Genomic DNA, 26,987 nt, shown 5'->3' with positions numbered 1-26,987 from the left:
AAGCGCTAACTGTCTCATTAATAATCAGTTTGCGATGAAGCGTTTTTCTTCCGTCAGTACCTGCAACAGCAATCCAAGTTCCGGACGCTGCTTGCGCAGACGTTTTCCGGCGACGTCATAAGTGGTGTAATTACCATCATTATTCAGCACCAGAGTCATCTGCGGGGTAGTGATGATCAGCCGGCCGGCATCATTAGTACTGGTAACCCAGTGGTGCTGACGCTGCGGACTGAACAGGTCTTCGCCCTGAGAATAATCTTCCGCCGGGGTCGACACATGCAACAGACGTTGCATCAGGGTCGTCATCACATCCTGTTGCTCGGTCAGCTGCCCGATACGTTGCGACGGAGCCGAAGGCCAGTGAATGACTAACGGCACCTGCAATAAACCACGATTACCGTCATTCTCACCGGTATTATTGAAGCTGATCCCCTGCCCGGCAGTAATGATAACCACGGTGTTTTTCAGCAAATCATTCTGTTGTAATTGTGCGAGGATACGGGTTATTTGCTTATCAGCATTGCCGCTACTCTGAGCGTAATTTTTCTCACGGGCGGCCACGGAGTTACCGCTGGCATTGATACCGTCCAGTGAAACCCACGAGAACCACGGCGCTGAAGTCTGTTGCTTTTGCAGCCAGTTCTGCCACTGATCGACGGTCTGTCCATCGTTCCGGGAGGTCGCCGCAGGCAGAGAGTAGTCTGCCAGTAACGCCTGCCGGTACAGCGGCTGACTGAACCCCTCTGACGAGAACAAGCCAAACTGGTAGCCCTGATTATTCAGGGTACTCAGCAGGGCAGAAGGCATTCTGGCCGCCAGAATACCATTCATATAACTGGCCGAAATGCCATAAAACAGACCAAACAACCCGCTCTCACTGTTACTGCCGGAGCTGAAGTGTTGCGTAAACTGTATATTGTTGTCGGCAAACTGGCTGAGTGCCGGGAAGCTGGTCGCCAGATGAGAGGCATCCGCCCCATTAAGGGTGATCAGCATCAGATTATAGTGGCTGCCGCTCTGACTGAAATTGATATCACTGAGCGGATAGGCCACGGAAACCGCATCCGGGTCTCCCTGCTGAATAAGACGTCGCTGATATTCCTGCGGGTCCAGCAGACCATGTTTTTCAAGAAAACGCCGTGCAGTCATCGGATAGGATAACGGCAGGTTCGCTTTCTGCATGGTGATTGGCCGGTAAAAATTGGCATCCGCCCAGATATAGAGCAGATGGCTGGATAAAAATGCCACGATAAACAGCACGGCCAGTGGCTTGCCAAAACGTCGGCGGTTCAGGCTGCGCAGCTTCTGCCAGCTCCAGGTGGCAAACAGCATTTCCACCAGGAAAATGACCGGCACTGAAATAAACATCAGTTGCCAGTCACGTGACATGTCGCTCTGTTGCGGATTGACCATCAAATCCCAGACCACAGGATTCAGATGCAGATGGAAACGATCAAAAACCTCGCTATCCAATAACAGCAGGGTCAGGCCGCTGGTGGCGAGAATTGAGGAGATCACCCTGAGCAATCGTTGTGACATCACAACGAAGGTCAGCGGGAAGATCACCAGCAGATAGGCGGCAAAGACCAGGAAGCTGAAATGACCGACCCAGCTACAGTAAGCATAAATTCTGCCCGCCAGCGAGGCTGGCCAGTCAGTCACCAGCAGATAACGGCTGCCCAGGATGAGCGCGAAAAAAATATTAAACAGGGCGAACCAGTGCCCCCAGCTTATCATCCGGGACACTTTTTCCCTGTAGCTCTGCTGGCTGTTTACCATAGGGTTCAGATCACATCATCAATGTGCATGGTCTTCGCGGACAGAAGCCTGCAATGCTTCAGCGAAGGAACGTGCCAGAGTATGACGTTGCGCAGGCGCAACGCTGGCGTTAATCAGATTCGTCACCATATTACCCAATACCATCAGGGAAAGGTCAGTAGGTGCATGATCTTTTTCGAGTACTTCAACAAGTTCAGCGAGCAAATGTTCAACACGCTCGTCACTATATCGGGATGATTGTGGCATATTATCAGTTAGCTAAGTCGTAAAAGGCGGCTATTCTACTGCAAACATGACTTTTTTTCTGCAATTTTATTGTCTGTTTAGCCTCAGGATAGCGGCTGTTTTGTTAATGACTGTTGTAGCCTATTGTGGCTGATCTTGCACCGTTTTTCATCTGCGGGCGGCTGAGATTTTGAATATTCTGAATAATTCCCGGCTTCAGTGGGGCTCCGGCAGGAAATAAGATTGAAAGACGTTCGGGGCAATGGTTGAATACGCATCTGCATAAGAAGGGGAGTCTGCCATGAGTCTGGATATTGACCAGATTGTCGTCCATCAGTTAATCAAACGTGATGAAGATCAGCTGGAGCTGGTGTTACGTGACTCTTTGCTGACGGCCAGCGAAGCTGTCGAAGAGATGCTGGAAGAGTTACATCGGGTCTACAGTGCCAAAAATAAGGCCTATGGATTATTCAACCAGGAAAGTGAACTGGCCGATGCCCTGCGCCAGTGCCGTCGCGGTGAACAGGATTTTTTAGCCTTCAGTCGTGCCGCCACCGGCCGTCTGCGGGATGAGCTGGCGAAATACCCGTTCGCGGAAGGCGGAGTGGTGTTATTTGCCCGCTATCGCTATCTCGCTACCGAGTATCTGCTGATCTCTGTGCTGAATAGCCAGGCCAGTATGCGGGTGAATGAAAGTCTGGATATCAGCACCACCCATTATCTGGATATCAACCACGCTGATATTGTGGCACGGATTGATCTTACCGAATGGGAAACACAACCGGAGTCGCTGCGGTATCTGACCTTCCTGCGCGGTCGGGTAGGGCGTAAAGTGGCCGATTTCTTTATGGACTTTCTCGGGGCCAGTGTCGGTCTGGATACCAAAGCCCAGAACCGCAGTCTGTTACAGGCGGTCGATGATTACTGCGATGAGGCCAGTCTCGATAAAAAAGAGCGGCAGGAGTATCGTCAGCAGGTCTATACCTACTGTAACCAGCAGTTGCAGGCCGGTGAAGAGATCACGGTGCGGGAACTGTCTGGTGAATTACCGGAAGTGGGTGAGAAGAGTTTCAGTGACTTTACCAGTGAGCAGGAGTATTCGCTGGAAGAGAGCTTCCCGGCGGATCGCAGTACCCTGCGTCAGCTGACCAAATTTTCCGGCAGCGGTGGCGGGCTGACCCTGAACTTTGATGCGATGCTACTGGGTGAACGTATTTTCTGGGACCCGGCGACAGATACCTTAACCATTAAAGGTACCCCCCCTAATCTGCGGGATCAGTTGCAGCGCCGGACCAGCAGTAAATCGTGAACGGACTGCATAAAAAAACGCCGCATTAAGCGGCGTTTTTTTTAAACCAATTCAGCGATTAAGCACGAACGAAGTCGATGTGCTGAATTTTTGGTTTGAACGGGTGACGCTGTACGGCCTGAACTTTAACGTTAGTTTCTTTACCGTCAACAACCAGGGTCAGAACCGCAGAGTAAAACTCCGGATTAGCCTGCATGTTGATTAAAGAATCGTGGTCCAGTTCGATAGAAACAGCTGCTTCATTTCCGCCATAGATGATAGCCGGGAATTTTTTAGCTGCACGCAGGCGGCGGCTCGCACCCTTACCCTGCACTTTACGTTCTTCTGCTTTGATAGTGAACATTCTTATTTCTCTTGGTAATTCTGTTACAGGCGACCCAGCAACAGAAGGTTATTCATAAGCACTCTTACCGGATGTAAAAGCGCGCGGCATTATAACGGCTTCACTGACGCCGGGCAAATAAAATCACCCGCCGGGCGCTTCACCGCAACTGGTGAGCTTTACGGAAACGCCCCTGGTAATCAAAGACCTTATGGCGTATCTGCCAGAAATGACCTTTTTTGCGGGCGACAATAAAGTCCGGATAACGGAAATACTCACTCAGTGCCGCCAGATCCGTCGCCGTTTGCCAGTGAAGCGGCGTGGCCGGGGCCTTATGATGTTGCCTTAAAAACAGCGTCTCAAAAATATGACGCTGTCCCGGCGTCTGCAGCCGGAAAAGTTCGCTGACTTCCGTGGTTTCTTCATCGTAATAGGTGATCTTCAGGCTTTCACCCCGGCTGTCTTTACCCGGCTGCAGAGTCATTCCTGCACAACGTAACACCAGGGCATCTTTCAGTTTTAGTGCGGCCTTCAGCATATCGTCGGGGTCGGTGAGAATGCACTGACACTGGTGACAGACACGGGCCGCGATATCATTTTCCGCATTACACTGCGGGCAGGATTTAAAGCGGAACCGGAAATCACATTGCTCACGGGGGGCATCCGGGAAGTCAATAATCCCCTGGCAACGCCGGCCAAAATGCTCGGTGATAGTACCGTCGGCGGTGGTTTTGCCCCAGAACGTATTGGCAAACCCGCAGGCGGGACAGAAAACCTGCACCGGCTTATTATCACTGGCCCCTTTCGGCGTACCGATTTCCGGACTGAACAGATCATGAGGGTTACCGGCATAGTCGAGGATCAGACAATCCGTTTTACCGGGGGACAGACGCAGCCCCCGGCCGACAATCTGCTGATACAGGCTGACGGATTCGGTAGGGCGCAGGATAGCGATAACATCCACGTGCGGCGCATCGAATCCGGTCGTCAGCACAGAGACATTCACCAGATATTTAATTTTCTGTAGCTTAAACGTGGCCAGGATTTCGTCCCGCTGGCGAGCAGGCGTTTCACCGCTGATCAGCGCACTCTCCGGAGGCAGCAGACCAAGAATTTCCCGGGCATGCATGACGGTGGCCGCAAAAATCATCACGCCGTGCCGGCCTTCTGAAAGTTCAATCACCTGGCGGATGATTTCCGGTGTCACACGCCGTTGTTTGCTGAGCTGATCATTCAGATCCCGCTCGCTGAACAGCCCCTGCTGTGAGGCAAACAGGGCAGAGAAATCATAGTGGACCACCGGCATATCGATCCGCTGAGGTTCGGTCAGATAACCATTTTTAATCATATAGCGCAGTGGCAGTTCATAGATACATTCATAGAACAGCGCATCCGCGTCGCCGCGGACCATACCGTGATAGTGCAGATGATAGATCCAGCCTTTCCCTAACCTGAAGGGGGTTGCCGTCAGCCCCAGCAGCCGGAGTTCCGGGCGTCGCTGGCGGAGATAAGTAAATATGGTCTGATACTGGCTCTCTTTGTCGTCGGCAATCCGGTGACATTCGTCGACGATAATCAGTGAAAACGCGTCGTCAAAGGCCTCCAGATTGCGGGCCACGGATTGCACGCTACCGAATACCACTTTGCGGTGGCTCTGTTTTTGTTGTAAACCGGCAGAAAAAATATCTGCGCTGAGCCCCAGCGCTTCATATTTGGCATGGTTCTGAGCGACCAGTTCTTTCACATGGGCCAGAACCAGTACCCGGCCCCGCGCTTTGCGGGCCAGTTCGGCAATCACCAGGCTTTTACCGGCCCCGGTAGGCAGAACAATGACGGCCGGTTGCTGATGCTGACGGAAGTAACTGATGGTGGCATCCACCGCTTCCTGCTGATAAGGGCGTAGCGTAAAAGACATAAAACGTCACTTTTCCGGGACTGACTTAAGGGATCGCATGCCATCACTGACAGTGCAGTACAGATCACGCTATACTGACCGGCTGAAGATGACGGTTAGCGTCATTGTATTTACCCTTCGCTGCTACAGGCAAAAAGAAATTCATGCGACTTGATAAATTCATCTCTCAACAACTGGAAATTAGCCGGGCCATTGCATCCCGTGAAATTCGTGCTCAGAAAGTCACCGTCGATGGTGAGATAGTGAAAGACAGCGCCTTCAAGGTGTCTGCGGAGCATGAGGTTGCCTACGAGGGTAACCGGCTGCAACAGATCACCGGCCCCCGCTATTTTATGCTGAATAAGCCGCAGGGATATGTGTGTGCGACGGAGGATGAAGAATACCCGACGATTTTATACTTCCTCGAAGAACCGATGGCCTGGAAACTTCATTCCGCAGGGCGTCTGGATATTGATACTACCGGACTGGTGCTGCTGACCGATGACGGACAATGGTCACACCGCATCACGTCGCCACGCCATCATTGCGAAAAAACCTATCATGTCACGCTGGACTCTCCGCTGGATGAGCAGGTCGCCGAACAGTTCGCCAAAGGTGTGGCACTGCGCGGGGATGATGAGGCGACAAAACCTGCCGTGCTGGAGGTGATCACCCCGACCGAAGTGCTGCTGACCATCAGTGAAGGGCGCTACCATCAGGTCAAACGGATGTTTGCCGCCGTGGGTAACCATGTTGTGGCCCTCCATCGTCAGCAGATCGGCGATATTGTGCTGGATGAGACCCTGGAGCCTGGCGAATACCGTGAACTGACCCGCGAGGAAATCGACAGTGTCGGTCTGCCTGTCGAATTACAACAAAAAGCAGCGCGCCGTAAATAGCCTGTCACCCGGAGAAAAAAATTGAGGCTTATCGTTATCCTGGGCTTGCTGGCAATGCTGATGCCACTGTCTATCGACATGTATCTGCCGGCCATGCCTCAAATTGCCAGCGAGTTTATGGTATCCAGCGGTAAGGTTCAGATGACGCTGAATATCTATATTCTGGGGTTTGCTGTCGGCCAGCTCTTTTATGGCCCGCTGTCCGATAGCCTGGGGCGGAAGGCGGTATTGTTGCCGGGGATTGGGATTTTTATTGCAGCGGCGGTCGGCTGTGCGCTCTCCGGGAGTATTGACCACCTTATCTGGATGCGGCTGGTTCATGGCCTGGCCGCGGCGTCTGCCGGAGTGGTCATCAATGCTATCATCCGCGATTCCTATGCCAGCGCTGAGTTCTCACGCATGATGTCGATAATGATGCTGATCACCACCCTGGCGCCGCTGCTGGCACCGATTTTCGGGGGCTGGTTGCTGCTCGCCGGCGACTGGCAATCCGTATTCTGGACCCTGGCGGTGGCAGCGCTTGCGGGGTTTCTGCTGGTGACGTTTTTTGTGAAAGAATCGTTGCCTGTCACAAAACGTCAGCCTCTGCACCTGCGCACTATCCTGAACAACTTTATTATTCTGTTCCGTAATAAAACGGTATTTGCGCTGATGATGGCCAGCGGATTCTCGTTTGCCGGTTTATTTGCGTTTCTGAATGCCGGGCCGTTTATTTATATCCGGCTTTTTCATATTTCGCCGCAGCATTTCGGTTATTATTTTTCGCTGAATATCGTCTTTCTGTTCTCGATGACCTTGATTAATACCCGACTGGTGCGCAAAACAGGGCCGTTGTTCCTGTTTCGCATGGCACTGATGATACAGTTCGTGGCGGGTATCGCGTTATTGCTGGTCTGTGCATTAGGATGGGGATTGTATCCTCTGGTGCTGAGTGTAGCTGTCTTTATTGGTTGTGTGTCGATGGTCTCCTCCAACGGCATGGCGGTGATTCTGGATGAGTTTCCGCATATTGCCGGGACGGTCTCTTCACTGGCGGGCACGTTGCGCTTCGGCATTGGCGCACTGACGGGGGCGTTATTATCACTGTTCAGTTTTAACACGGCCTGGCCGATGGCCGGAATGATTGCTGCCTGCGCCACACTTTCTGTCTTACTGTTTCGTTTCGCCTCCCGCAGCCAGCGTCTGGCCCGGGCGGCAAAATAAAATTCCGCAGCCTCAGGCCGGACATGCCCCGGCACCGGGCCGCTCTGCGGGCGGTCGTTGCCTGCCGGGAAAGAGTGTGTTTTGAAACCCATAGCGGTGAAATATCAGCATAAAAAAACGCTGCCCGGGGGCAGCGTTTTTTTTAGTGTCTGGCTAAAGACTTTAAAGGCCTGATGACATTAACTGTTGACGTTAGTTAAAACCCGACGTGCTTCGCGATAGCGATTTTTCCAGTAACTGTCATTAAGACTTGAAATCATTACGCCGCTGCTGGTGGATGCATGAACAAAATTATTATTGCCCAGATAGATCCCCACATGACGACCGGTCGAGCCAGAGTGGAACAGTACAAGATCACCGGGACGCAATTTGTTACGTGAGACTTTTAATCCTGCATCCTGCTGTTCAGAGGTCGAACGCGGTAAATCCAGGCCAAACTGCTCGCGAAACGTTCGCTGAACGAAAGCGGAACAATCGATACCCCGTTTGGTATCACCGCCCATCCGGTAACGTACACCTTTCCAGTCAGCATACTGGTCCATAATCCGTGACTTGATGTCCACGTTCTTAACCATCTGTTCAAATTCAGCCTGAGACGCCTGAAGTAAAAAACCATTATGGTTGTTAACTTCATGCTTCTCTACCCGGGCAGTGGTTTGTGCGGGGGTGGTGCTACAGGCCGAAAGTAATGTTGCTAAAGCAATTGCGGGCACGACCCGCCAGATATATCTCAGGGTAGGTTGAGATTTGACCATTATACGTAGTTCCCTTCAAAGTCCTTACGACAAATTGCCGCTAGCCAGATAACAAGAAATAAAGAGAATAACCGGACGGGTACGCTGAAAGACGCCGATTATAAGAACACGCGGATAAAATGCAGTGAACAGATAATACGTTAGCGCTTGTATCAGAACATATGCCGATATAAAGGCAGATTACCGTATAAAATGCCAACTGGCGAGAGCTTTTAGGGAAATTTTTGATTTAGATTAATTCAATAAAATTGCTTACCCTTTTACCCGTAATCCGTGAAATCTGTTTCAGGATGAAAAATCCTTATCCCTCCCTGAGAATCTGCGTCTTTCCTCCGGGTACTGACGCTTCTGAACCCCGATATCCGGCGGGAATTCTGCCGATCCTGACGAGATGTGGGTCACCGGATTTTCTGCAAACTATGCTGCCAGAGCCCGTCATTACTGGTCCCGGCGTGTTACTGATCTCTTTAGTGGCTAGGCCTGATGATAACTTTGCCCCTTTCGGGTGCAATGACCGGCTGACTGCGCTAAAACAGTGCGTCACCTTCAGATTATTAGCGTTGGCATCCGGCCTGTGGCTCAGGTAAGTGAACAGGCGGGTGCGAGACCCCGCAGCAGCAGGAAATAACCCGGATTTATCTTATCTGCAGGCAGTTTGTATTTCTGGCACGCAAAATGCTTATCTGAGAGGTAAGGAAATAAAAACTAAGACGATATGACGAAGTTTCAGTCGCAGCACAACATGATGAGGTCTTTATGGCAAAGGGTGCATTTAAACAGAAACTAGGGCTGGTTGATCTCAGCCTGTTAGGAATAGGCTCGATGATCGGGTCCGGCTGGCTTTATGCCGCATTAACCAGCTCCGGCTACGCCGGTGCCCAGACCGGTTGGGCATGGATCCTGGGCGCTATCATTGTATTAATGATAGGTTTAGTGTTCGCTGAACTCTCAGCAGCGATTCCGCGTGCGGGGGGCTTTGTTCGTTATCCTAACTTTTCTCACGGTAACGTCGTGGGATTTGTCATTGGTGTCAGCTCGCTGCTGGCTTATACCAGTACTGCCGGGGTTGAGGTTGAGGCCGTGCGTCAGTATGCACAATACTGGTGGCCGGGGCTCAGCCATACGGATGGCAGCCCGACAGCCGCGGGTTTTTTGATCCAGATCCTGTTGCTGGTTGGCTTTTTCCTGCTGAACTACTGGAGTGTCAGTGTCTTTGGCCGGGTGAATACCCTGATCACCACGTTCAAGTTTGTGGTGCCGTTACTGACCATTGTTACGCTGTTTATGTATTACCACGGCGCTAACCTGGATGTGCCACCACCGCCACCAGGCGGGGCACACGGTATCTTCACTTCCCTGACCGGCGCGGGCATTGTGTTTGCCTACCTCGGTTTTCGTCAGGCGGTCGACTTTGCCAGTGAGGCGAAAAACCCTCAGCGCAATGTTCCGTTGTCCATCATGATTGCGATTGCCGTAAGCTTTGTTATTTACATTGCGCTGCAGTATGCCTTTATGGGCGCAGTTCCTTCAGAAGCGCTGACGGCGCATGGCTGGGATGGACTGAAGCAGATCTTCCAGTCACCGTATGCGGATCTGGCACGTAGTCTGGGTATTACCTGGCTGATTAACCTGATTCTGGTCGATGCGGTCATTTCACCCGCCGGCACCGGGAATATCTATCTGGCAGGTGCCAGCCGTGTTCTGTTTGCCTGGGCACGTAACGGACATTTATTCAAAATCTTCGGTGAGGTGGACCCTAAGTCCGGTGTACCGCGCGGTGCGCTGTGGTTATCGCTGATCCTGTCAATTGCCTGGACATTACCTTCTGAATTCCAGGTCTGGGGCGGACTGATTGGTGCGGTGACGTCTGCCACCGTCTTCACCTATATGCCTGGTCCGGTTACGCTGGGGGCCTTCCGTCGTCACCTGCCAGGTATGGCGCGTCCATTCCGTCTGCCACTGGCATCGGTGCTGAGTCCGTTAGCCTTTGTTGCCAGTACACTGCTGATCTACTGGAGTGGCTGGTCTGTTAATGAACTGCTGATCCCGGTCTTTATTCTGGCCTGGCTGGGTTATGCCATCTTTGCGAAAAAGACAGCGACCTCTGCCCGTGACCTGAAATGCAGCTGGTGGTTACTGGTTTACTACGTACTGATTCTGGCTATCTCTTATCTGGGGACGTTTGGCGGAATCAATGCGATTGGTTCACCGACCGATATGATTCTGGCTGCCGTCGCAGCACTGGTCTGCTACTACTGGGGCGTAGCCACCAGTCTGCCAGTCCCGGAAATTAAAGATCATGAAGAACTGGCTGACTGAGTATTACCGACGTTAATCAGAACTGATTAAACATAAGGCGCCTTCACAGGCGCCTTTTTTATTGTATCCAGAAAACCCCCAGCCAGGCTGGGGGCTCCGTAAAGCTTTCAGCTTTGGGCCGTATATAAAAACCCCTTTTGATTTGTTAAAACACCTTGCGGTCTGGCAACTGCAAAGGTTCAACAGGAAATCAAAAGGGGGTCCCAATGAGGGACGAAAAGAGCTTAGCGCATACCCGATGGAACTGTAAATATCACATAGTTTTCGCACCTAAGTACCGAAGGCAGGTCTTTTATGGAGAGCGGCGAAGGGCAATAGGTGGCATTTTAAGAAAGCTGTGTGAATGGAAAAATGTGAATATCCTGGAAGCAGAATGTTGTGCTGATCATATGCATATGCTTTTGGAGATCCCGCCGAAGATGAGTGTATCGGGCTTTATGGGGTATCTGAAGGGCAAAAGCAGTCAGATGCTGTATGAACAGTTCGGGGATTTGAAATTTAAGTATAGAAACAGGGAGTTCTGGTGCCGAGCATACTATGTAGACACGGTAGGCAAGAGCACGAAAAAGATACAGGAATATATAAAGCACCAGCCCGAAGCGGATAAAATGGGAGAGCAGTTGTCGATCCCTTATCCGGTAAGCCCGTTTACGGGCCGTAAGTAATCCAAAATGCAAATGTCAGATTGCGATGCGCCTGTCAGGGCGCTGCTGGTAAGAGAGCCTTACAGGCGCATTTGAAAAACCTCCGGCTATGCCGGAGGATATTTATTCTTGCTTGTGAGGGGCTTATGACCTTGCCTGACTGCCTCATTGATACCACTTAAGGCCAGACCATGCTCCGAAGAAGTCGCCGTCGCTCGGGAAATACCCGCCGGTGGAGGCAGGGGCATCGGTGTGACAATGTGGATGTGACATGACGGGTATCACCTGCAGAACCGGGTGTTGTATCTGCGGCCGTCTGGCAGAGCGACCCGGCCACTGGCGATCTTTCAGCGGCTATCCTCTCCGGAGGGGGACCCGGCTTACAGGGTATGCCGTCCGCGGGAACGGAGGCTTCTGCGCCGGTATCACCCCGGGGTGAACAGAACCTGATGTCAAAAGGGCGCGCTCAGGCCCCGGCGGTCAAAGGATCCGAAGATAAGACAGGGACAGTAACGGAGTGAAACAGGTCAACACTGCGATGGGGAGACAGATTCAAAAGCCGTCAGTGCAGTCACACCGACGGCAGGCCCGGAGGGGCTTAACGCTATTTTTTTCTGCGGGGCAGCTTTTTATCCAGGTAGTTCACCAGCATGTCGCTGCCCGGGGTTAACAGCCACCAGCTCATCCCGACCAGAACGACAGACAGTGAGCCGACAGCGATATCGGTAAACCAGTGTGCACCCGCCATCACACGAGGCATCGCAAAGACGAAGAAGATAATCAGCGCCTTAATAAAGGCGCGACCACCAAAATAACGCCACATAAAACAGGCGAAAATCATCAGCATCATCCCGTGATCTCCCGGGAAGCTGTCCCCCGACGCATCTTTGGTCGGAATACCGGTCAGTTCGCCTGCACGGTGAGCATTATGGAAGAACAGCGTCGGGCTGCTATGAACCACCGGGATACGATGACCTAACTGATTCAGCACGACCGCACTGATCAGCATGGTCACACCGATAGCCAGCATACGATGATGACCCGCCGCATCACTCTTTCGCCAGTAGGAATAGTAGAGCAGTCCCATCGCTATCAGGGAAACCAGGTCAAAGCCCCGGAAGTTGGTGATGGCAACAAAGATAGCGAACGCGTGATGCGTCACCATCTGGTTATTGAAGCCAAAGAAAATGGTTTTATCGAGGCCGAACCAGAAACCGTGATGTTCCGGCAGATACCACGAAAAAAAGAGTGCGATGCCCAGGGCATTCAGCAACAGGATAGTGATCAGACGTGAAAGGCGCATTTTATAAACTCAATTTTTTAATAACGGTGTAGGGTACTATATAAATATAAACGAACGTTCAACCTTCCTTAATGAAGGTCTGTGACCGGCCGGTTATCCACTCTTCTTCCTGCCAGGAACGTGTGAAAAAACGCGTTTATTATACAGATTATTAAGTAAGTAAATTTGACAAATCACGTGATAAAGTAACCAGCTGTGGCGGCGTCTTTTCAGGAACGATACCCGATATCCGCCAGCGGCGGGGCCTGAAAGAGCGGCCGCAGGCAGAGTCCGGTTATCCGCGATGCGGGGTGTGTCGGGGAGTGGACGCGTTGACCGCAGGGAACAAAAGGGAGCGGTCTCCCGGGAGTGAGCAGAAAACGCCAGGCTACCGGTGATAATATCAGGGAGAACGATACGCCGGAGATGCCGGTCGTGGCTGCGGGGCAGCAATGCTGATGCGGATGTCATACGGGGCGGTTACCGGGGAAGGCATCCCGGCAAGGGAGTCCGGACGACCGATGCGGCCGTCCTGGGGTATTAATCTGCGCGGCCCATATAGCGACGCTCAGGGATATGGATGCGGATTTTATCCCCGTTGCTCAGATATTCAGGCACCTGAACGACCAGCCCGGTACTCATGCCGGCCGGCTTGGTGCGGGCGCTGGCAGAGGCCCCTTTAATACCGGGGGAAGTATCGGTAATTTCCATATCGACGGTCTGGGGTAATTCCAGAGCCAGAATCTGCCCGTCCATGGTCAGGACATGCATCCCCGGGATACCGCCTTCAGGAATGAACAGTAACTCTTCCTCAATCTGTTTCTGGTTGAAATGATAAGGGGTGTAATCCTCATCATCCATAAAGACGTATTCTTCACCGTCAATGTAAGAAAAACTGACGGCGCGGCGGCTGAGCGAGATAGTGTCGAGGATATCATCACCTTTAAAGCGTTCTTCTACCTTCAGTCCGGTGCGGATGTCAGTAAAACGCATTTTATACAGCGTCGCGGCACCCCGGGCACTGGGACTCTGCACATCAATATCTTTTACCAGTAGCAGTTTTCCGTTCCAGCTCAGGGCCATGCCACGTTTAATTTCATTCGCCTTCGGCATCGGTTTTCTCACTATGTCAGCAATACAGGGAATTATGCGCGCAAAGTTACTCGCGCAATGCGTGGCAGGCAAGAGAAAGAAGATAAATTATTTAGCATCTGATGTTGAACGCCCGGATAAATGATAGAGTGCCGCTCCTGCCCGCACACATTTGTGCCGGGTTCCCCCTCTGCCTGTTCAAAGAAGGTGCCTGATGGAGTGTCGTACCGGCTGTGGTGCCTGTTGTATCGCACCGTCAATTTCCAGTCCCATACCCGGTATGCCCGGGGGCAAGCCCGCCAACGTCAGGTGCGTACAGTTATCGGATGATAATTTATGTAAGATCTTTGGTTCAGATCTGCGGCCAGCCGTTTGCGGCGGGCTTAAAGCCTCATTTGAGATGTGTTCAACGCACCGCGATACGGCGATGACCTATCTGATACGCCTGGAAGCCAGTACCGCCCCGTGAGACGTCATCTTTTGCCGGAGCGCATTCTCTGACAGCGACGGCCTGCAGGCCGCTATCGGGCCACGATAGCTGAAATTTGCTGAAGCACTGAGCGGAATCTGATTTGCGTCAATTGAAATTCAGCGCTATACCGTAGAATTATCAGATAAATGTCATGAAGTGTGCGTAGCCTCAAAAAATCGCCATAAGAATTTTGTTATTTGTTGCAGCAGAATTTTTTTGGCGCGTATATTACTGATACGTTTCAGCTCTGCCTGTGTTCCCTGTTGTCAGTCCCGGACACTTTTTTTATCTCTGTTAGCTGAAACGATTCAACTGAAGATAGTGAGGAGTTCTATGTTCCAGCTCGATGTACAGGCGATACATACTGGTGCCAGCGCCAGTGAAAAAAACGAAGCGATACGTCAGGTCGCATCTGCCCTGACTTCTGCCGGGAATGTGACGGAAGGGTATGTCGAGGGTATGCTGGCTCGTGAACAGCAGACCTCAACGTTTCTGGGCAATGGTATTGCTATCCCTCATGGTACGACCGACACCCGTGATCAGGTCCTCAACACCGGGGTCCAGGTCTTTCAGTATCCGCAGGGCATTCAATGGGGAGAAGATCAGGTCGCGTATGTGGTTATCGGCATTGCCGCCAAATCCGACGAGCACCTGGCGTTACTACGGCAGTTAACTCATGTGCTGAGTGATGACAGTGTGGCTGAAACACTGAAAACCGCGTCAGCTGAAGATTTACGTGCCTTGCTGATGGGTGAAAAACAGGCGGCCGAATTTCGTTTTGACACCTCCATGATCGCCACCCGGGTTGAGGCGACTGATCTGATGACGTTACAGGCACTGAACGCCGGGCGTTTACAGGCCGCGGGGGCGGTGGACAGCCGTTTTGTCAGCCAGGTGATCTCTCATCCGCCTTTCCATCTTGGCCACGGGATTTGGCTGAACGACAGTGCTGAGGGCAATCTGTTCAGCGCCATTGCGGTCAGTCGTGCGGCAACGGCCTTCACGACGGCAGATAATGAGCCGGTGTCCTTGTTAATGACGGTTGCCGCTATTGATGATCAGCCGCTGAGTGCACTGGGGTATCTGCACCGTTTACTGACCGGGGGGCATGCATCAGCGCTGGACAGTGCCGATCCGGCGGGGATCCTCGCCTTGCTGACCAGCGATTATGTTGAAGCAGATGAAGTGATCACCGCGGAATTTGTGATCCGCAACGAACATGGTCTGCATGCCCGTCCGGGCACGGCACTGGTCACCACCATCAAAAATTTCAAAAGCGATATTACGGTTACTAACCTGGATGGCAGCGGCAAACCTGCAAACGGACGCAGCCTGATGAAAGTGGTCGCGCTGGGGGTTAAGAAAGGTCACCGCCTGCGCTTTACGGCCAGCGGAGAAGATGCTGCCGCCGCGATCACCGCGATCGGCGAAGCCATTGAGAGTGGTCTCGGTGAGGGGGCAGCATGAGCAGACGTGTCGCAACCATTACCCTGAACCCGGCTTATGATCTGGTGGGCTTTACCCCGGAAATTGAGCGGGGTGAAGTCAACCTGGTGAAAACCACCGGTCTGCATGCCGCCGGCAAAGGGATTAATGTCGCTAAGGTACTGAAAGACCTTGGGATTGATGTCACTGTCGGCGGTTTTCTGGGTAAGGATAACCAGGACGGATTTCAGCAGCTCTTCAGCGAGCTGGGGATTGCTAACCGTTTCCAGATTGTCGGCGGAAGAACGCGCATCAATGTCAAACTGACCGAGCAGGACGGCGAAGTGACCGATCTTAACTTTTCCGGTTTTGCTGTGACCGCCAAAGACTGGGAACGTTTTACGACCGATTCACTGAGCTGGCTGGGCCAGTTCGATATGGTCTGCGTCAGCGGCAGTTTACCGGAAGGGGTCTCTCCGGAAGCGTTTACCGCATGGATGAAATCCCTGCGTGCGCTATGCCCGTGCATTATCTTTGACAGCAGCCGCAGTGCGCTGGAAGCCGGGCTGAAAGCCGCTCCCTGGCTGGTAAAACCTAACCGTCGCGAGCTGGAAACCTGGGCCGGAAAACCGTTACCGGACTTACAGGACGTCATTGATGCCGCGCATAAACTGCGGGAAGAAGGGATTGCCCATGTGGTGATTTCGCTCGGCGCCGAAGGGGCGTTATGGGTGAATGCCTCCGGGGAATGGCTGGCAAAACCTCCGGCCTGTGAGGTGGTCAGCACCGTAGGGGCAGGGGATTCCATGGTCGGCGGCCTGATTTATGGGTTACTGATGCGTGAGTCCAGCGAACATACCCTGAGACTGGCAACGGCAGTCGCCGCGCTGGCGGTAAGTCAAAGTAATGTAGGCGTCGCTGACCGGACACAACTGGCGGCAATGATGGCACGTGTCGATTTACAGCCCGTGCACTGACAGCAGAAGAGGAATAAATGATGAAAACGCTGCTGATAACTGATGCGTCACTGGGAAAAGCCAGTGCATATATGGCCGAAAAAGCGGCCGAAACGGCTGCTGAAAAATGCGGACTGACCTTAACCCGTTCCGCAGCAGACGCTGAACTGGTCGTGGTCGCCGGCAAAAACGCGCCTACCGATCCGGCCCTGAGCGGTAAACCGTGCTGGCAGGGCGATCTGCAGGCACTGCTGAATGATGCGGTGGCTTTTCTGACCACCGCACGTGAACAGGCCACTCCCTGGCAGGCACCGGTGAGTGCTCAGCCGGTGGTGGCTGAGACCAGTGGAGCCAAACGTATTGTGGCGGTCACCGCCTGTCCGACCGGCGTCGCTCATACCTTTATGGCGGCAGAAGCCATCGAGGCAGAAGCTAAAAAACGTGGCTGGTGGGCCAAAGTGGAAACCCGCGGATCTGTCGGTGCCGGTAATCCGGTCAGCGCTGAGGACATCGCGGCCGCCGATCTGGTGATTATCGCCGCCGATATCGAGGTCGACCTGGCAAAATTTGCCGGTAAACCCATGTACCGCACCTCGACCGGACTGGCACTGAAGAAAACCGCGCAGGAGTTTGATAAAGCACTGGCGGAAGCTAAACCTTACCATGCTGCCGGCGCGAAGTCTGAAGCGAGCGCCAGCGAGGGCAGTAAAGAAAAGGCCGGGGCATACCGGCACCTGCTGACGGGTGTCTCTTACATGCTGCCGATGGTGGTCGCAGGCGGCCTGAGTATCGCGTTATCCTTCGCCTTCGGGATCACGGCCTTCCATCAGGAAGGGTCGCTGGCCGCCGCGCTGATGCAGATTGGCGGGGGCAGTGCTTTTGCATTAATGGTGCCGGTGCTGGCGGGTTACATTGCCTTCTCGATTGCTGACCGTCCTGGTCTGACGCCGGGGCTGATTGGCGGTATGCTGGCGACCAGTACTAATGCCGGCTTCCTGGGCGGGATCATTGCCGGTTTCATTGCCGGTTATGTGGCGAAATTTATCAGTACACGGCTGAAACTTCCGCAGAGTATGGAAGCCCTGAAACCTATCCTGATTATTCCGCTGCTGGCGAGCCTGATCACCGGTCTGCTGATGATTTATGTGGTCGGTAAACCGGTCGCCGCTATCATGGAATGGCTGACGCACTGGCTGGGTAACATGGGGACGGCGAATGCGGTACTGCTGGGTGCGGTGCTGGGCGGTATGATGTGTACCGATATGGGCGGCCCGGTCAATAAAGTGGCTTATGCCTTTGGTGTCGGTTTACTGAGCAGTAAAACTTATGCGCCGATGGCGGCGATTATGGCTGCCGGGATGGTACCTCCGCTGGCGATGGGGCTTGCGACCTTACTGGCAAAACGGAAATTTAATAAAGGACAGCAGGAAGGCGGTAAAGCCGCACTGGTGCTGGGTCTGTGCTTTATTTCTGAAGGGGCCATTCCGTTCGCTGCCCGTGACCCGATGCGGGTGATCCCTTGCTGTATCGTGGGTGGCGCGGTGACCGGCGCTATCTCTATGGCGATCGGCGCCCAACTGATGGCACCTCACGGCGGCTTGTTTGTTCTGCTGATCCCGGGGGCGATCACCCCGGTACTGGGTTATCTGTTATCCATTATTATCGGAACGGCGCTGGCGGGTATTGCTTATGCCTTCCTGAAAAAACCGGAACCAGTCACCGCCTGAGGCCGGTGTGATAAGAAAAACAGGGCGCATCGCGCCCTGTTTTTTTATGCTGTCTGTTGGGCTTTCAGCCAGGCAATTTCATCTTTCCAGATATCCGGATTGACGGTTTCCAGAATTAACGGAATACCGTCAAAGCGGGGATCTTTCATCAGCCAGCTGAACACGGTATTACCGATATTTCCTTCGCCCAGACTGTGGTGGCGGTCGACCCGGCTGCCGAATTCACTCTTCGCATCATTCAGGTGCATGCCCCGCAGGTAGTCAAAGCCGACAATCCGTCCGAATTCCCGGAAAGTATTTTCACACTCTTCGACCGTACGCAGGTCGTAACCGGCGGCAAAGGCGTGACAGGTATCGATGCAGACGCCAACCCGGCTTTTATCTTCAACGTGATGGATGATTTCGGCCAGATGCTCAAAACGAAACCCCAGGTTACTGCCCTGACCGGCGGTGTTTTCGATCACCGCCGTGACACCCTGCGTCTGATCCAGCGCGATATTGATCGATTCTGCAATCCGCTTCAGACAGTCTTCTTCAGCAATCTGTTGCAGGTGGCTGCCCGGATGGAAGTTAAGTAAGGACAGGCCGAGTAATTCTGCCCGTTGCATCTCATCAATAAAGGCCAGTCGTGATTTTTCCAGTGCTTCACTGACCGGATGACCGAGATTGATCAGATAACTGTCATGGGGCAGAATTTGTCCTGAGCTGAAGTTATATTTTTCGCAGGCCTGACGGAAAGCGCTGATACTTTCCTCTGTTAATGCCGCAGCACGCCACTGGCGCTGATTTTTGGTAAACAGTGCAAAGGCCGTGGCTTCCAGTTCGTGTGCACGAAGGACCGCGTTTTCCACGCCCCCTGCGGCGCTGACATGCGCACCGATAAACTTCATTACTTTCTCCTTACTTCCCGGTATTTGCTGAATGTCACACATAATACCTGAGGATTTACTGCATAACATGCCATACCAGCAGATTGACGCCTGCGCCGCCGATAATCAGCCAGAGAAAAACGACAGCTCCCAGCAGTAAGGGTTTCAGCCCGGCGGTTTTCAGCTGAGAAAGGCGGGTACTCAGGCCCAGCGCGGCCATCGCCATCGCCAGAAGAATATTATCACTGCGGCGGATCCATGAAAGCCAGGTATCAGACAGCAAACCGAACGAGTTAACGACGGCGACCAGAATAAAGATCAGGGCAAACCAGGGGAAGGTGATTTTACCGGGGCCGGCATTCTCTGCAGGCTGACGGGTGCGGTTAACCCACTGTCCCAGCAGCAGCAGGAACGGTGCCAGCATCATGACCCGCAGCATTTTGGCAATCACCGCGGTATCTTCGGCCTGCGGACTGATAGCATGACCGGCCGCCACCACCTGAGCCACTTCATGGACGGTCGAACCCGTATAAATGCCGAACTGCTCAGCACTGAGACCCGGCAACCAGGGATGAATAAGCTCCCAGATCAGCGGATAGATAAAAATGGCCGCGGTACCGAAGATAACCACTGTTGCCACCGCCACCGCCACTTTTCCGGCATCGGCTCTGATGACCGGGGCTGTCGCCAGTACCGCCGCCGCGCCGCAGATACTGCTGCCGGCACCAATCAGCCATACGGTCTGTTTATCCGGTTTTATCCAGTACAGTCCGGCCAGGCAGGTCACCAGAAATGTACTGCTCAGCATAATCATGTCGGTGACCAGCCCACGGTAACCGATATGGCCGATTTGCTGAAAGGTGAGATTAAAGCCATACAGAATAATCCCCAGCCGCAGCAGATAATGTTTACTGAAGGCGATCCCTTGCTCGCAGCGGACATGAACCGTCGCGGGTAACAGATTACCGGTAATAATTCCGGCCAGGATCGAAAGGGTCAGTGTCCCCAGCCCCAGCCGGGCTACCAGGGGAATCTGGATCAGGGGGATCACGCCTGCGGCAATCATACCGCTGAGCAGAAGACCACGGAGTAAGGGGAGGCGGGGCAGAGGCGCCCGGAGTTGCTGATGCAGAGTCATCATGTCATTCCTTGCTGAGTCAATGACCCTTATCCTGCCGGGGTTTTGCTTAAAAGAGAAATTGATTATATATTTATAATTAACCACTATAACTGGTTAACGTGCGGAGGCTTCCGTTATCCGTCAGGGCATCCGTGAGGAGACAGTGTGCATATCACCCTAAGACAGCTGGAAGTATTCAGTGAAATTGTAAAGAGCGGGTCGACGACCCGGGCAGCGCAGCAACTGGCGCTATCGCAGTCGGCCGTCAGTGCGGCGCTGGCTGATCTTGAACATCAGTTAGCGGTAAAACTGTTCGATCGCTCCGGCAAGCGACTGATTGTGAATGAACATGGCCGCTTGCTCTATCCGAAAGCCGTCTCGTTACTGGAACAGGCGAAAGAGACCGAACAACTTTTCCGTGAAGATCATGGTGCCATCCGGATCGCCGCCAGCAGTACTATCGGCAACTATCTGCTGCCTGCCATGATGGCAGAGTACCGGCGTGATTTTCCGCAGGCTCCGCTGGACCTGACGGTCGGGAACAGTCAGGACGTGATCCAGGCGGTCAGTGATTTTCGCGTGGATGTGGGGCTGATCGAAGGGCCTTGTCATATCACCGGGATCGTCAGTGAAAACTGGCTGCAGGATGAACTGGTGGTTTTTGCTGCACCACAGTCGGCCATTTTCCGCGAAGCCGTCACGCTGGAAAAACTGGCAGACTCCCCCTGGATCCTGCGCGAACGCGGGTCAGGGACCCGGGAAATCGTGGACTATCTGCTGCTTTCTCATCTCCCCCGGTTCAGAATAGCGATGGAGCTGGGGAATTCCGAGGCGATTAAGCATGCGGTACGTTATGGAATGGGGATCAGTTGCCTGTCACGCCGGGTGATCGCAGACCAGCTTGAAAATGGCAGCCTGCGCCAGGTCCCGCTGCCACTGCCACCGCTAACCAGAACGTTATATCGCATCCACCATCAGCAGAAACACTTGTCCCGAACGCTGATCCGTTTTCTTTCTTATTGCCATGAACAGGACATTGCCTGACCCGGTCCGCCCGGGGTTGCTAATAATCGGCGGGGGATTATGAAGGTAACTTATAACGCGGTGGTAATGCTATACAGGTTACGGTGAGCTGGTACAATCGCGCCTCATTTTTATCCAGCATAGTGTTTACTGATGAATAATAATACAAAAACAACAGATAAGCCTGGCCTGAAGCGTGTATTAAAAGCCCGTCATCTGACGATGATTGCGATTGGCGGGTCTATTGGCACCGGGCTGTTTGTCGCCTCCGGGGCCAGCATTTCTCAGGCGGGACCCGGTGGTGCACTTCTTTCTTATGCCATTATCGGGCTGATGGTCTATTTCCTGATGACAAGCCTCGGTGAACTGGCGGCGTATATGCCGGTCTCCGGTTCGTTTGCGACCTACGGTGCAAAATACGTCGAAGAAGGCTTTGGTTTCGCTCTGGGGTGGAATTACTGGTACAACTGGGCCGTCACGATTGCCGTCGATTTGGTAGCCGCACAACTGGTGATGGGCTACTGGTTCCCGGAAGTCCCGGGCTGGGTCTGGAGCTGCCTCTTCCTGGCGGTGATTTTCCTGCTGAACGTGATTTCGGTGAAAGGGTTCGGTGAAGCGGAATACTGGTTCTCGCTGATCAAAGTGGTGACCGTGGTGATCTTTATTATCGTCGGTCTGATGATGGTCACCGGCATTCTGCGGGGTGCCGGTGACGGTGGCTGGCATAACTGGACGACGGGCAGTGCGCCGTTTGCGGGCGGATTCTCTGCGATGATCGGCGTGGCAATGATTGTCGGTTTCTCTTTCCAGGGGACGGAGCTTATCGGGATTGCGGCCGGCGAATCAGAGAACCCGGGCAAAAATATCCCGCGTGCGATGCGTCAGGTTTTCTGGCGGATCCTGCTGTTTTATGTGCTGGCTATCCTGATCATCAGCCTGTTACTGCCGTACACCGATCCGCGTCTGCTGCATAATGATGTGAAAGACATCAGCGTCAGTCCTTTCACTCTGGTTTTCCAGAATGCCGGGCTGCTCTCTGCCGCCGCAGTAATGAATGCGGTGATCCTGACCGCGGTGCTCTCCGCCGGTAACTCAGGAATGTATGCTTCCACACGGATGCTGTTTACGCTGGCACAGGAAGGGAAAGCACCTAAAATCTTTGCCCGTCTGACCGCCAACGGCGTACCGCGTAATGCACTGATTGCGACCACAGTGATTGCAGCGCTTTGCTTCCTGTCATCAAAGTTTGGTAATCAGACCGTCTATATGTGGTTGCTGAATACTTCAGGAATGACCGGCTTTATCGCCTGGCTGGGGATCGCCATCAGCCATTACCGCTTCCGTCGCGGCTATGTGGCGAAGGGGCATAACCTGGCGGATCTGCCTTACCGTGCCGGACTCTTCCCGCTCGGGCCGGTATTTGCTTTTGTGCTCTGCCTGCTTATCACCCTGGGTCAGAACTACCAGGCCTTTATGGCCGATACCATTGACTGGTATGGCGTGGCAGCCACCTATATCGGTATCCCGTTATTCCTGGTGATCTGGCTGGGCTATAAATGGACGCGCGGAACCCGCTTTGTGAAATACCACGAGATGGAATTCCCGGCCATCACCAAAAGTGACAACTAACAGGTCAGTCCGGTGAGTTAAATAAAAACCCATGCATCGCATGGGTTTTTTTATGGCTGGTGCTGCCTCAGGCAGTCAGCAGGTGGCGGGCGTGGAAACGAAGATGATCTTCAATAACACTGGTAATAAAATAGTAGCTGTGGTCATAGCCTTCCTGCCAGTGCAGGGTCAGATCAAACTGATGCTCACGGGCGGCTGTTTCCAGCACTTCCGGTTGCAGTTGCAGCGGGTAAAAATTATCAGCAAGTCCCTGGTCTATCAGCATCGGCAACCGGTGCGTGGCTTCAGCCATCAGCAGGCTGGCATCATACTGACGCCATGCCTCACGATCCTCTCCCAGATAGGCGGTAAAGGCTTTCACGCCCCAGGGGACCGAGGACGGATTGACGATCGGGGCGAACGCGGAGACCGAGGTAAACCGACCTGCCTCACGCAGGGACAGCACCAGTGCACCGTGGCCGCCCATCGAGTGTCCCATAATGGCCTGACGATCGCTGAAGCTGAAGTGTTCCGCCAGCAGTGCCGGCAACTCCTGTGTCAGGTAATCGTACATCCGGTAATGCCGGTCCCAGGGGGCACGGGTAGCATTAAGATAAAATCCGGCCCCCTGGCCGAGGTCGTACTGCTCATCGTCGGGAACCTCGCTGCCACGCGGACTGGTATCGGGCATAATCAGCGCAATGCCCTGATCGGCGGCCAGCCGTTGTGCCCCGGATTTCACAGAAAAATTCTCATCAGTACAGGTCAGTCCTGCCAGGCACCAGAGCAGAGGAACCGGCTGATCGGCCGCTGCCGGGGGCAGGAAGAGACTGAATTTCATCTCACATCCCAGCGTTGCTGAGGTATGTTGCCAGCGTTGCTGACGACCGCCAAACATCAGATGCTCTTCGCAGAGAGTGAGTCCGGACATATAACGCTCCTGTTATTATCTGTATACAGGGCTGCTGCAGGTGCAGCAGCCGGTAAAAAAAATCAGGGAGATACGGCAGTCCCCTGTGCATGATCAGCGTTTTCCGCGTCGATGCCCGCAGAGGCCTCCCGGGTAAAAAAGCTGATCATCAGCGCTTTCAGTGCTTCGACATTCGGGGTGAACGCATCACGTCGCCAGATAAGACAGGTCGAGACCTGGCTGTATTTTTCCGGCAGATGATGCACACGGATACGCGCTCGGTCGCTCATTTGCGCCAGCACGGAAAACGGAATAATCGCGAGCCCGGCCCCTCCCGCCACACAGGCGATCATCGCATGGTAGGAATGAATTTCCATAATACTGCCGGGCTGTGCGTCACCTTCGCGAAACCACTCCTCCAGCTTCAGCCGGTAAGAACAACTGTTACGGAAGGCAAAGAAAGTCTCGCCCTGAACATCCCGCGGGCAGGTGACCGGCAGGTGTTCACTGCTGGTGATCAGCACTAACTCTTCACGAAAAGCCTCACAACTGTGCAATTCGTCATAGCCTTCCGGACTGTCGGCGAGGGCAGCGGCCACCGTCCCTTCGCGGACATGGTCGATAATCTCACCGGACGTCCCGGTGATCAGTGACAGAGACACCGACGGATAACGCTGGTGATACGCCGCCAGCAGACCCGGCAGGCGGGTAGCCGCCGTACTTTCCATGGTGCCGAGCGCAAAATTCCCCGCCGGTTCCCCCTGGCGGGTCATGCTGATGGCTTCTTCGCTTAAGGCCAGGATACGTTGCGCATAACCGAGAAAGTTATGCCCGACCGGGGATAACCGTACCCGCTGTTTTTCGCGGATCAGTAAGTCGGTTCCCAGTTCTTCTTCCAGTTGTTTCAGACGGGTCGTCAGGTTAGAGGGCACCCGGTGAAGTAATTCTGCCGCCCGGGCGACCGAGCCGGTATCGGCAACGGCACAAAACATCCGTAGCTGAACCAAATCCATAATTATTCTCTTTATGAAAGGAAGTCAGTGTGATTTATTCATAATCATTGCGATTGTAGTCGCTGCGGTGGTGTCAGGCAACCCTGAACCTGCGGGCCATCGTGTGAAATATTTTTTGCTACTGATGAAAGATGATCACCGTAAGCTACTGGATAATCCCGACGGACTGATTCACAATAAGCAATAATTATGATTCGCCGCCCGTTGCCAGGGCTGAGAATTCACCTGCCGGAGAAAAGTAGATGTCCCTTTTAAGTCAGGAAGCGGCACTGGTACATGAAGCACTGGTGGCCCGCGGTCTGGAAACCCCGTTACGTAAGCCTGCGCGCGAGCTGGATAACACCACACGTAAGGCGCTGATTGCCGGTCATATGACCGAAATTATGCAATTACTGAATCTCGATCTGGACGATGACAGTCTGACCGAGACACCGCACCGTATTGCGAAAATGTATGTCGATGAAATCTTTTCGGGGCTGGATTATGCCAACTTCCCGAAGATTACGGTCATCGAGAATAAAATGAAGGTCGATGAGATGGTCACCGTGCGTGATATCTCGCTGACCAGTACCTGCGAACATCACTTTGTGACGATCGACGGTAAAGCCACCGTGGCGTATATCCCGAAAGATAAAGTGATCGGTCTGTCAAAAATTAACCGTATTGTGCAATTCTTTGCACAGCGTCCTCAGGTACAGGAACGTCTGACCCAGCAGGTGCTGGTGGCGTTACAGACGCTGCTCGGGACCAATAATGTGGCGGTTTGCATCGATGCGGTCCATTACTGTGTCAAAGCCCGTGGGGTTCAGGATGCGACCAGTGCGACCACCACCACGTCACTCGGCGGACTGTTTAAGTCGAGCCAGAATACCCGTCAGGAATTCCTGCGCGCAGTCAGACACAACTGATTTCCCCGTTACCAGGCCATATCTTTCCGGATATGGCTTTTTCATTCCTGTCAGGGTTGTCACATGCCGCGTTATCCCCAGCTTGATTTTATCCGTGGTGCCGCCATCGCCGGCATACTGCTGCTGAATATCGTCAGTTTCGGTTTACCCGCCGCCGCCTATCTGAACCCGGCCTGGCAGGGCTTTATTACGCGCCCGGATGCCATCAGCTGGGCGGTCCTCGAACTCTTTGCCCGGCTGAAGTTTCTTAACCTTTTCGCGATATTATTCGGTGCCGGACTGGTATTTCAGTTGCCGAAAGGCGGGGGCTGGATACAGTCGCGTTTAGGCTGGCTATTGCTGTTCGGCGTGCTGCATGCCGTGCTGCTATGGGAGGGGGACATTCTGGTGGCCTGGTCGCTGGCCGGAATGCTGACCTGGCGGATGATCCGCGATGCAGATTCCCCGGGGGTACTGATGCGCACCGGCATACTGTTTTATGCGGTCGGATGCCTGATGCTGCTGTTGTTCGGGGCGATATCCTCCGGCCATGCGGGCAGTGACTGGCTGCCCGGGGCCGCAGAGATCTTTCTGGAACAACAACGGGTATTGCACCCCGGCATGGCGGCGATCGATTACCGTACCGGACATCTGGAATCGATGCTGGTGGCTTTTTTCGGACAGTATGGCTGGGAGCTGACCGGACTGATGCTCATAGGCGCGTCACTGGTGCATAATGGCTGGCTGCTGGGTAACCGGCCCCCGGCCGACTATCTTCGTACGGCGGTATTTCTGCTGGTTCCCGGCGTTCTGCTGGAAGGCGCCGGAATTACGGCTCAATGGCTGACCGGCTGGTCGTTCCGCTGGAGCGGCTTTTATCTGCAAATTCCCGGCGAAGTCGCCAGTCCGCTGATAAGTCTGGGGTATGCCGCACTGGTACTGGCCGGCTGGAGGAAAATTTCGGCGATGCGGGTCGGCTATCTGTTTTGCTGTATTGGCCGGATGGCGCTGAGTAATTACCTGCTGCAAACCCTGGTCTGTACCTTAATTTTTTCCACCGCCGGTCTCTTTCTGCATTTTCAGCGCTGGCAGTTATTATTGATCGTGCCCTTTGTCTGGGTGATCAATGGGCTGTTTTCACTGTGCTGGTTACGGTATTTCCCGCGCGGTCCGATGGAGCAGCTCTGGCGCACGCTGACCCGGAAAACCGCCGGGCCGGCCGGAAGATAAGCCGCCGGCCGCCAGCTTCCGTCC

General features: G+C 53.6%; 25 protein-coding genes. 14 read left to right on the top strand and 11 right to left on the bottom strand.

All coding sequences use genetic code 11. The annotated features are described in order from the left end of the window. Positions 1-24: 24 nt before the first annotated feature. Positions 25-1,779 (bottom strand): LPS biosynthesis-modulating metalloenzyme YejM, encoded by a 1,755-nt coding sequence (gene yejM / locus ABD035_RS15090; RefSeq protein ID WP_343870998.1) that lies wholly within the window; start codon positions 1,777-1,779, stop codon positions 25-27. An 18-nt stretch (positions 1,780-1,797) separates the two neighbouring features. Continuing rightward, the gene (locus tag ABD035_RS15085) at positions 1,798-2,025 is read right to left on the bottom strand and encodes a YejL family protein (RefSeq protein ID WP_212713966.1); all 228 of its coding nucleotides are present in this window, start codon (positions 2,023-2,025) and stop codon (positions 1,798-1,800) included. Between the two features lie 280 nt (positions 2,026-2,305). Between ABD035_RS15085 and yejK the strand changes: the two genes are divergently transcribed. Further along, the gene (gene yejK / locus ABD035_RS15080) at positions 2,306-3,313 is read left to right on the top strand and encodes a nucleoid-associated protein YejK (protein WP_212713965.1); all 1,008 of its coding nucleotides are present in this window, start codon (positions 2,306-2,308) and stop codon (positions 3,311-3,313) included. Between the two features lie 58 nt (positions 3,314-3,371). Here the strand turns inward: yejK and rplY are convergent, their stop codons facing one another. Both rplY and radD read right to left on the bottom strand, forming a co-directional pair. Next, the gene (gene rplY, locus ABD035_RS15075) at positions 3,372-3,656 is read right to left on the bottom strand and encodes a 50S ribosomal protein L25 (protein ID WP_212713964.1); all 285 of its coding nucleotides are present in this window, start codon (positions 3,654-3,656) and stop codon (positions 3,372-3,374) included. Positions 3,657-3,795: 139 nt separating this feature from the next. Next, complete coding sequence (gene radD / locus ABD035_RS15070) at positions 3,796-5,550, bottom strand: DNA repair helicase RadD (RefSeq protein ID WP_343870997.1); 1,755 nt, start codon at positions 5,548-5,550, stop codon at positions 3,796-3,798. A gap of 143 nt (positions 5,551-5,693) precedes the next feature. On the opposite strand from radD, the gene rsuA reads away from it, so the two are divergent. Continuing rightward, positions 5,694-6,428 carry a 16S rRNA pseudouridine(516) synthase RsuA gene (gene rsuA / locus ABD035_RS15065; RefSeq protein WP_212713962.1) on the top strand — a complete coding sequence of 245 codons (735 nt, stop codon included), beginning with the start codon at positions 5,694-5,696 and terminating at the stop codon, positions 6,426-6,428. Positions 6,429-6,449: 21 nt separating this feature from the next. Further along, complete coding sequence (locus ABD035_RS15060) at positions 6,450-7,631, top strand: Bcr/CflA family multidrug efflux MFS transporter (RefSeq protein WP_343870995.1); 1,182 nt, start codon at positions 6,450-6,452, stop codon at positions 7,629-7,631. Positions 7,632-7,810: 179 nt separating this feature from the next. Here ABD035_RS15060 and mepS read toward each other — a convergent pair whose 3' ends face one another. After that, positions 7,811-8,386: a bifunctional murein DD-endopeptidase/murein LD-carboxypeptidase gene (gene mepS / locus ABD035_RS15055; protein WP_212713960.1), complete on the bottom strand. Its 576-nt coding sequence runs from the start codon at positions 8,384-8,386 to the stop codon at positions 7,811-7,813. A 756-nt stretch (positions 8,387-9,142) separates the two neighbouring features. Here mepS and ABD035_RS15050 point away from each other — a divergent pair. Continuing rightward, complete coding sequence (locus ABD035_RS15050; RefSeq protein WP_212713959.1) at positions 9,143-10,705, top strand: APC family permease; 1,563 nt, start codon at positions 9,143-9,145, stop codon at positions 10,703-10,705. A gap of 206 nt (positions 10,706-10,911) precedes the next feature. Continuing rightward, positions 10,912-11,370 carry an IS200/IS605 family transposase gene (gene tnpA / locus ABD035_RS15045; protein ID WP_343870993.1) on the top strand — a complete coding sequence of 153 codons (459 nt, stop codon included), beginning with the start codon at positions 10,912-10,914 and terminating at the stop codon, positions 11,368-11,370. Between the two features lie 583 nt (positions 11,371-11,953). On the opposite strand, the gene ABD035_RS15040 is transcribed toward tnpA, so the two are convergent. Further along, complete coding sequence (locus ABD035_RS15040; protein WP_212713958.1) at positions 11,954-12,652, bottom strand: phosphatase PAP2 family protein; 699 nt, start codon at positions 12,650-12,652, stop codon at positions 11,954-11,956. 519 nt (positions 12,653-13,171) lie between these two features. Then, positions 13,172-13,744 carry an elongation factor P-like protein YeiP gene (gene yeiP, locus ABD035_RS15035; RefSeq protein ID WP_025903383.1) on the bottom strand — a complete coding sequence of 191 codons (573 nt, stop codon included), beginning with the start codon at positions 13,742-13,744 and terminating at the stop codon, positions 13,172-13,174. Positions 13,745-13,937: 193 nt separating this feature from the next. Between yeiP and ABD035_RS15030 the strand changes: the two genes are divergently transcribed. From ABD035_RS15030 to fruA, 4 genes are all read left to right on the top strand, one after another. Continuing rightward, positions 13,938-14,192, top strand: coding sequence for a YkgJ family cysteine cluster protein (locus ABD035_RS15030; RefSeq protein ID WP_212713957.1), 255 nt, complete (start codon positions 13,938-13,940; stop codon positions 14,190-14,192). Positions 14,193-14,528: 336 nt separating this feature from the next. Continuing rightward, the gene (gene fruB / locus ABD035_RS15025; RefSeq protein ID WP_212713956.1) at positions 14,529-15,662 is read left to right on the top strand and encodes a fused PTS fructose transporter subunit IIA/HPr protein; all 1,134 of its coding nucleotides are present in this window, start codon (positions 14,529-14,531) and stop codon (positions 15,660-15,662) included. After that, positions 15,659-16,597 carry a 1-phosphofructokinase gene (fruK, locus tag ABD035_RS15020; RefSeq protein ID WP_212713955.1) on the top strand — a complete coding sequence of 313 codons (939 nt, stop codon included), beginning with the start codon at positions 15,659-15,661 and terminating at the stop codon, positions 16,595-16,597. The genes fruB and fruK overlap by 4 nt, the downstream gene beginning before the upstream one ends. 20 nt (positions 16,598-16,617) lie before the next feature. Further along, a complete protein-coding gene (gene fruA, locus ABD035_RS15015; RefSeq protein ID WP_343871033.1) occupies positions 16,618-18,303 on the top strand; it encodes a PTS fructose transporter subunit IIBC in 1,686 nt (561 codons plus the stop codon). A gap of 44 nt (positions 18,304-18,347) precedes the next feature. Here fruA and nfo read toward each other — a convergent pair whose 3' ends face one another. After that, positions 18,348-19,193, bottom strand: a complete 846-nt coding sequence (gene nfo, locus ABD035_RS15010) for a deoxyribonuclease IV (RefSeq protein ID WP_212713954.1) — start codon at positions 19,191-19,193, stop codon at positions 18,348-18,350. A 55-nt stretch (positions 19,194-19,248) separates the two neighbouring features. After that, positions 19,249-20,310, bottom strand: a complete 1,062-nt coding sequence (locus ABD035_RS15005; protein WP_343871032.1) for a YeiH family protein — start codon at positions 20,308-20,310, stop codon at positions 19,249-19,251. Between the two features lie 147 nt (positions 20,311-20,457). Here ABD035_RS15005 and yieE point away from each other — a divergent pair, with 147 nt between their 5' ends. Both yieE and ABD035_RS14995 read left to right on the top strand, forming a co-directional pair. Then, on the top strand, positions 20,458-21,336 hold the full coding sequence (gene yieE, locus ABD035_RS15000; RefSeq protein ID WP_212713953.1) for a DNA-binding transcriptional regulator YeiE: 879 nt from the start codon (positions 20,458-20,460) through the stop codon (positions 21,334-21,336). 132 nt (positions 21,337-21,468) lie between these two features. Then, on the top strand, positions 21,469-22,944 hold the full coding sequence (locus tag ABD035_RS14995; RefSeq protein WP_343870990.1) for an amino acid permease: 1,476 nt from the start codon (positions 21,469-21,471) through the stop codon (positions 22,942-22,944). Between the two features lie 67 nt (positions 22,945-23,011). Here ABD035_RS14995 and fghA read toward each other — a convergent pair whose 3' ends face one another. Then, positions 23,012-23,854, bottom strand: a complete 843-nt coding sequence (gene fghA, locus ABD035_RS14990; protein WP_343870988.1) for an S-formylglutathione hydrolase — start codon at positions 23,852-23,854, stop codon at positions 23,012-23,014. Positions 23,855-23,916: 62 nt separating this feature from the next. Then, on the bottom strand, positions 23,917-24,846 hold the full coding sequence (gene ptrR, locus ABD035_RS14985; protein WP_212713950.1) for a putrescine utilization regulator PtrR: 930 nt from the start codon (positions 24,844-24,846) through the stop codon (positions 23,917-23,919). A 13-nt stretch (positions 24,847-24,859) separates the two neighbouring features. On the opposite strand from ptrR, the gene ABD035_RS14980 reads away from it, so the two are divergent. From ABD035_RS14980 to yeiB, 3 genes are all read left to right on the top strand, one after another. Beyond that, positions 24,860-25,033, top strand: coding sequence for a hypothetical protein (locus tag ABD035_RS14980; protein ID WP_343870987.1), 174 nt, complete (start codon positions 24,860-24,862; stop codon positions 25,031-25,033). 55 nt (positions 25,034-25,088) lie between these two features. Further along, positions 25,089-25,754, top strand: coding sequence for a GTP cyclohydrolase I FolE (gene folE / locus ABD035_RS14975; RefSeq protein WP_025903393.1), 666 nt, complete (start codon positions 25,089-25,091; stop codon positions 25,752-25,754). Positions 25,755-25,817: 63 nt separating this feature from the next. Then, positions 25,818-26,963, top strand: a complete 1,146-nt coding sequence (gene yeiB / locus ABD035_RS14970) for a DUF418 domain-containing protein YeiB (protein WP_343870986.1) — start codon at positions 25,818-25,820, stop codon at positions 26,961-26,963. Positions 26,964-26,987 lie beyond the last annotated feature (24 nt).

This window comes from Tatumella terrea (assembly GCF_039523755.1).
In the GTDB taxonomy this organism is placed as follows: Bacteria; Pseudomonadota; Gammaproteobacteria; order Enterobacterales; family Enterobacteriaceae; genus Tatumella; species Tatumella terrea.
This window is presented reverse-complemented; position numbering and strand designations above follow the sequence as displayed.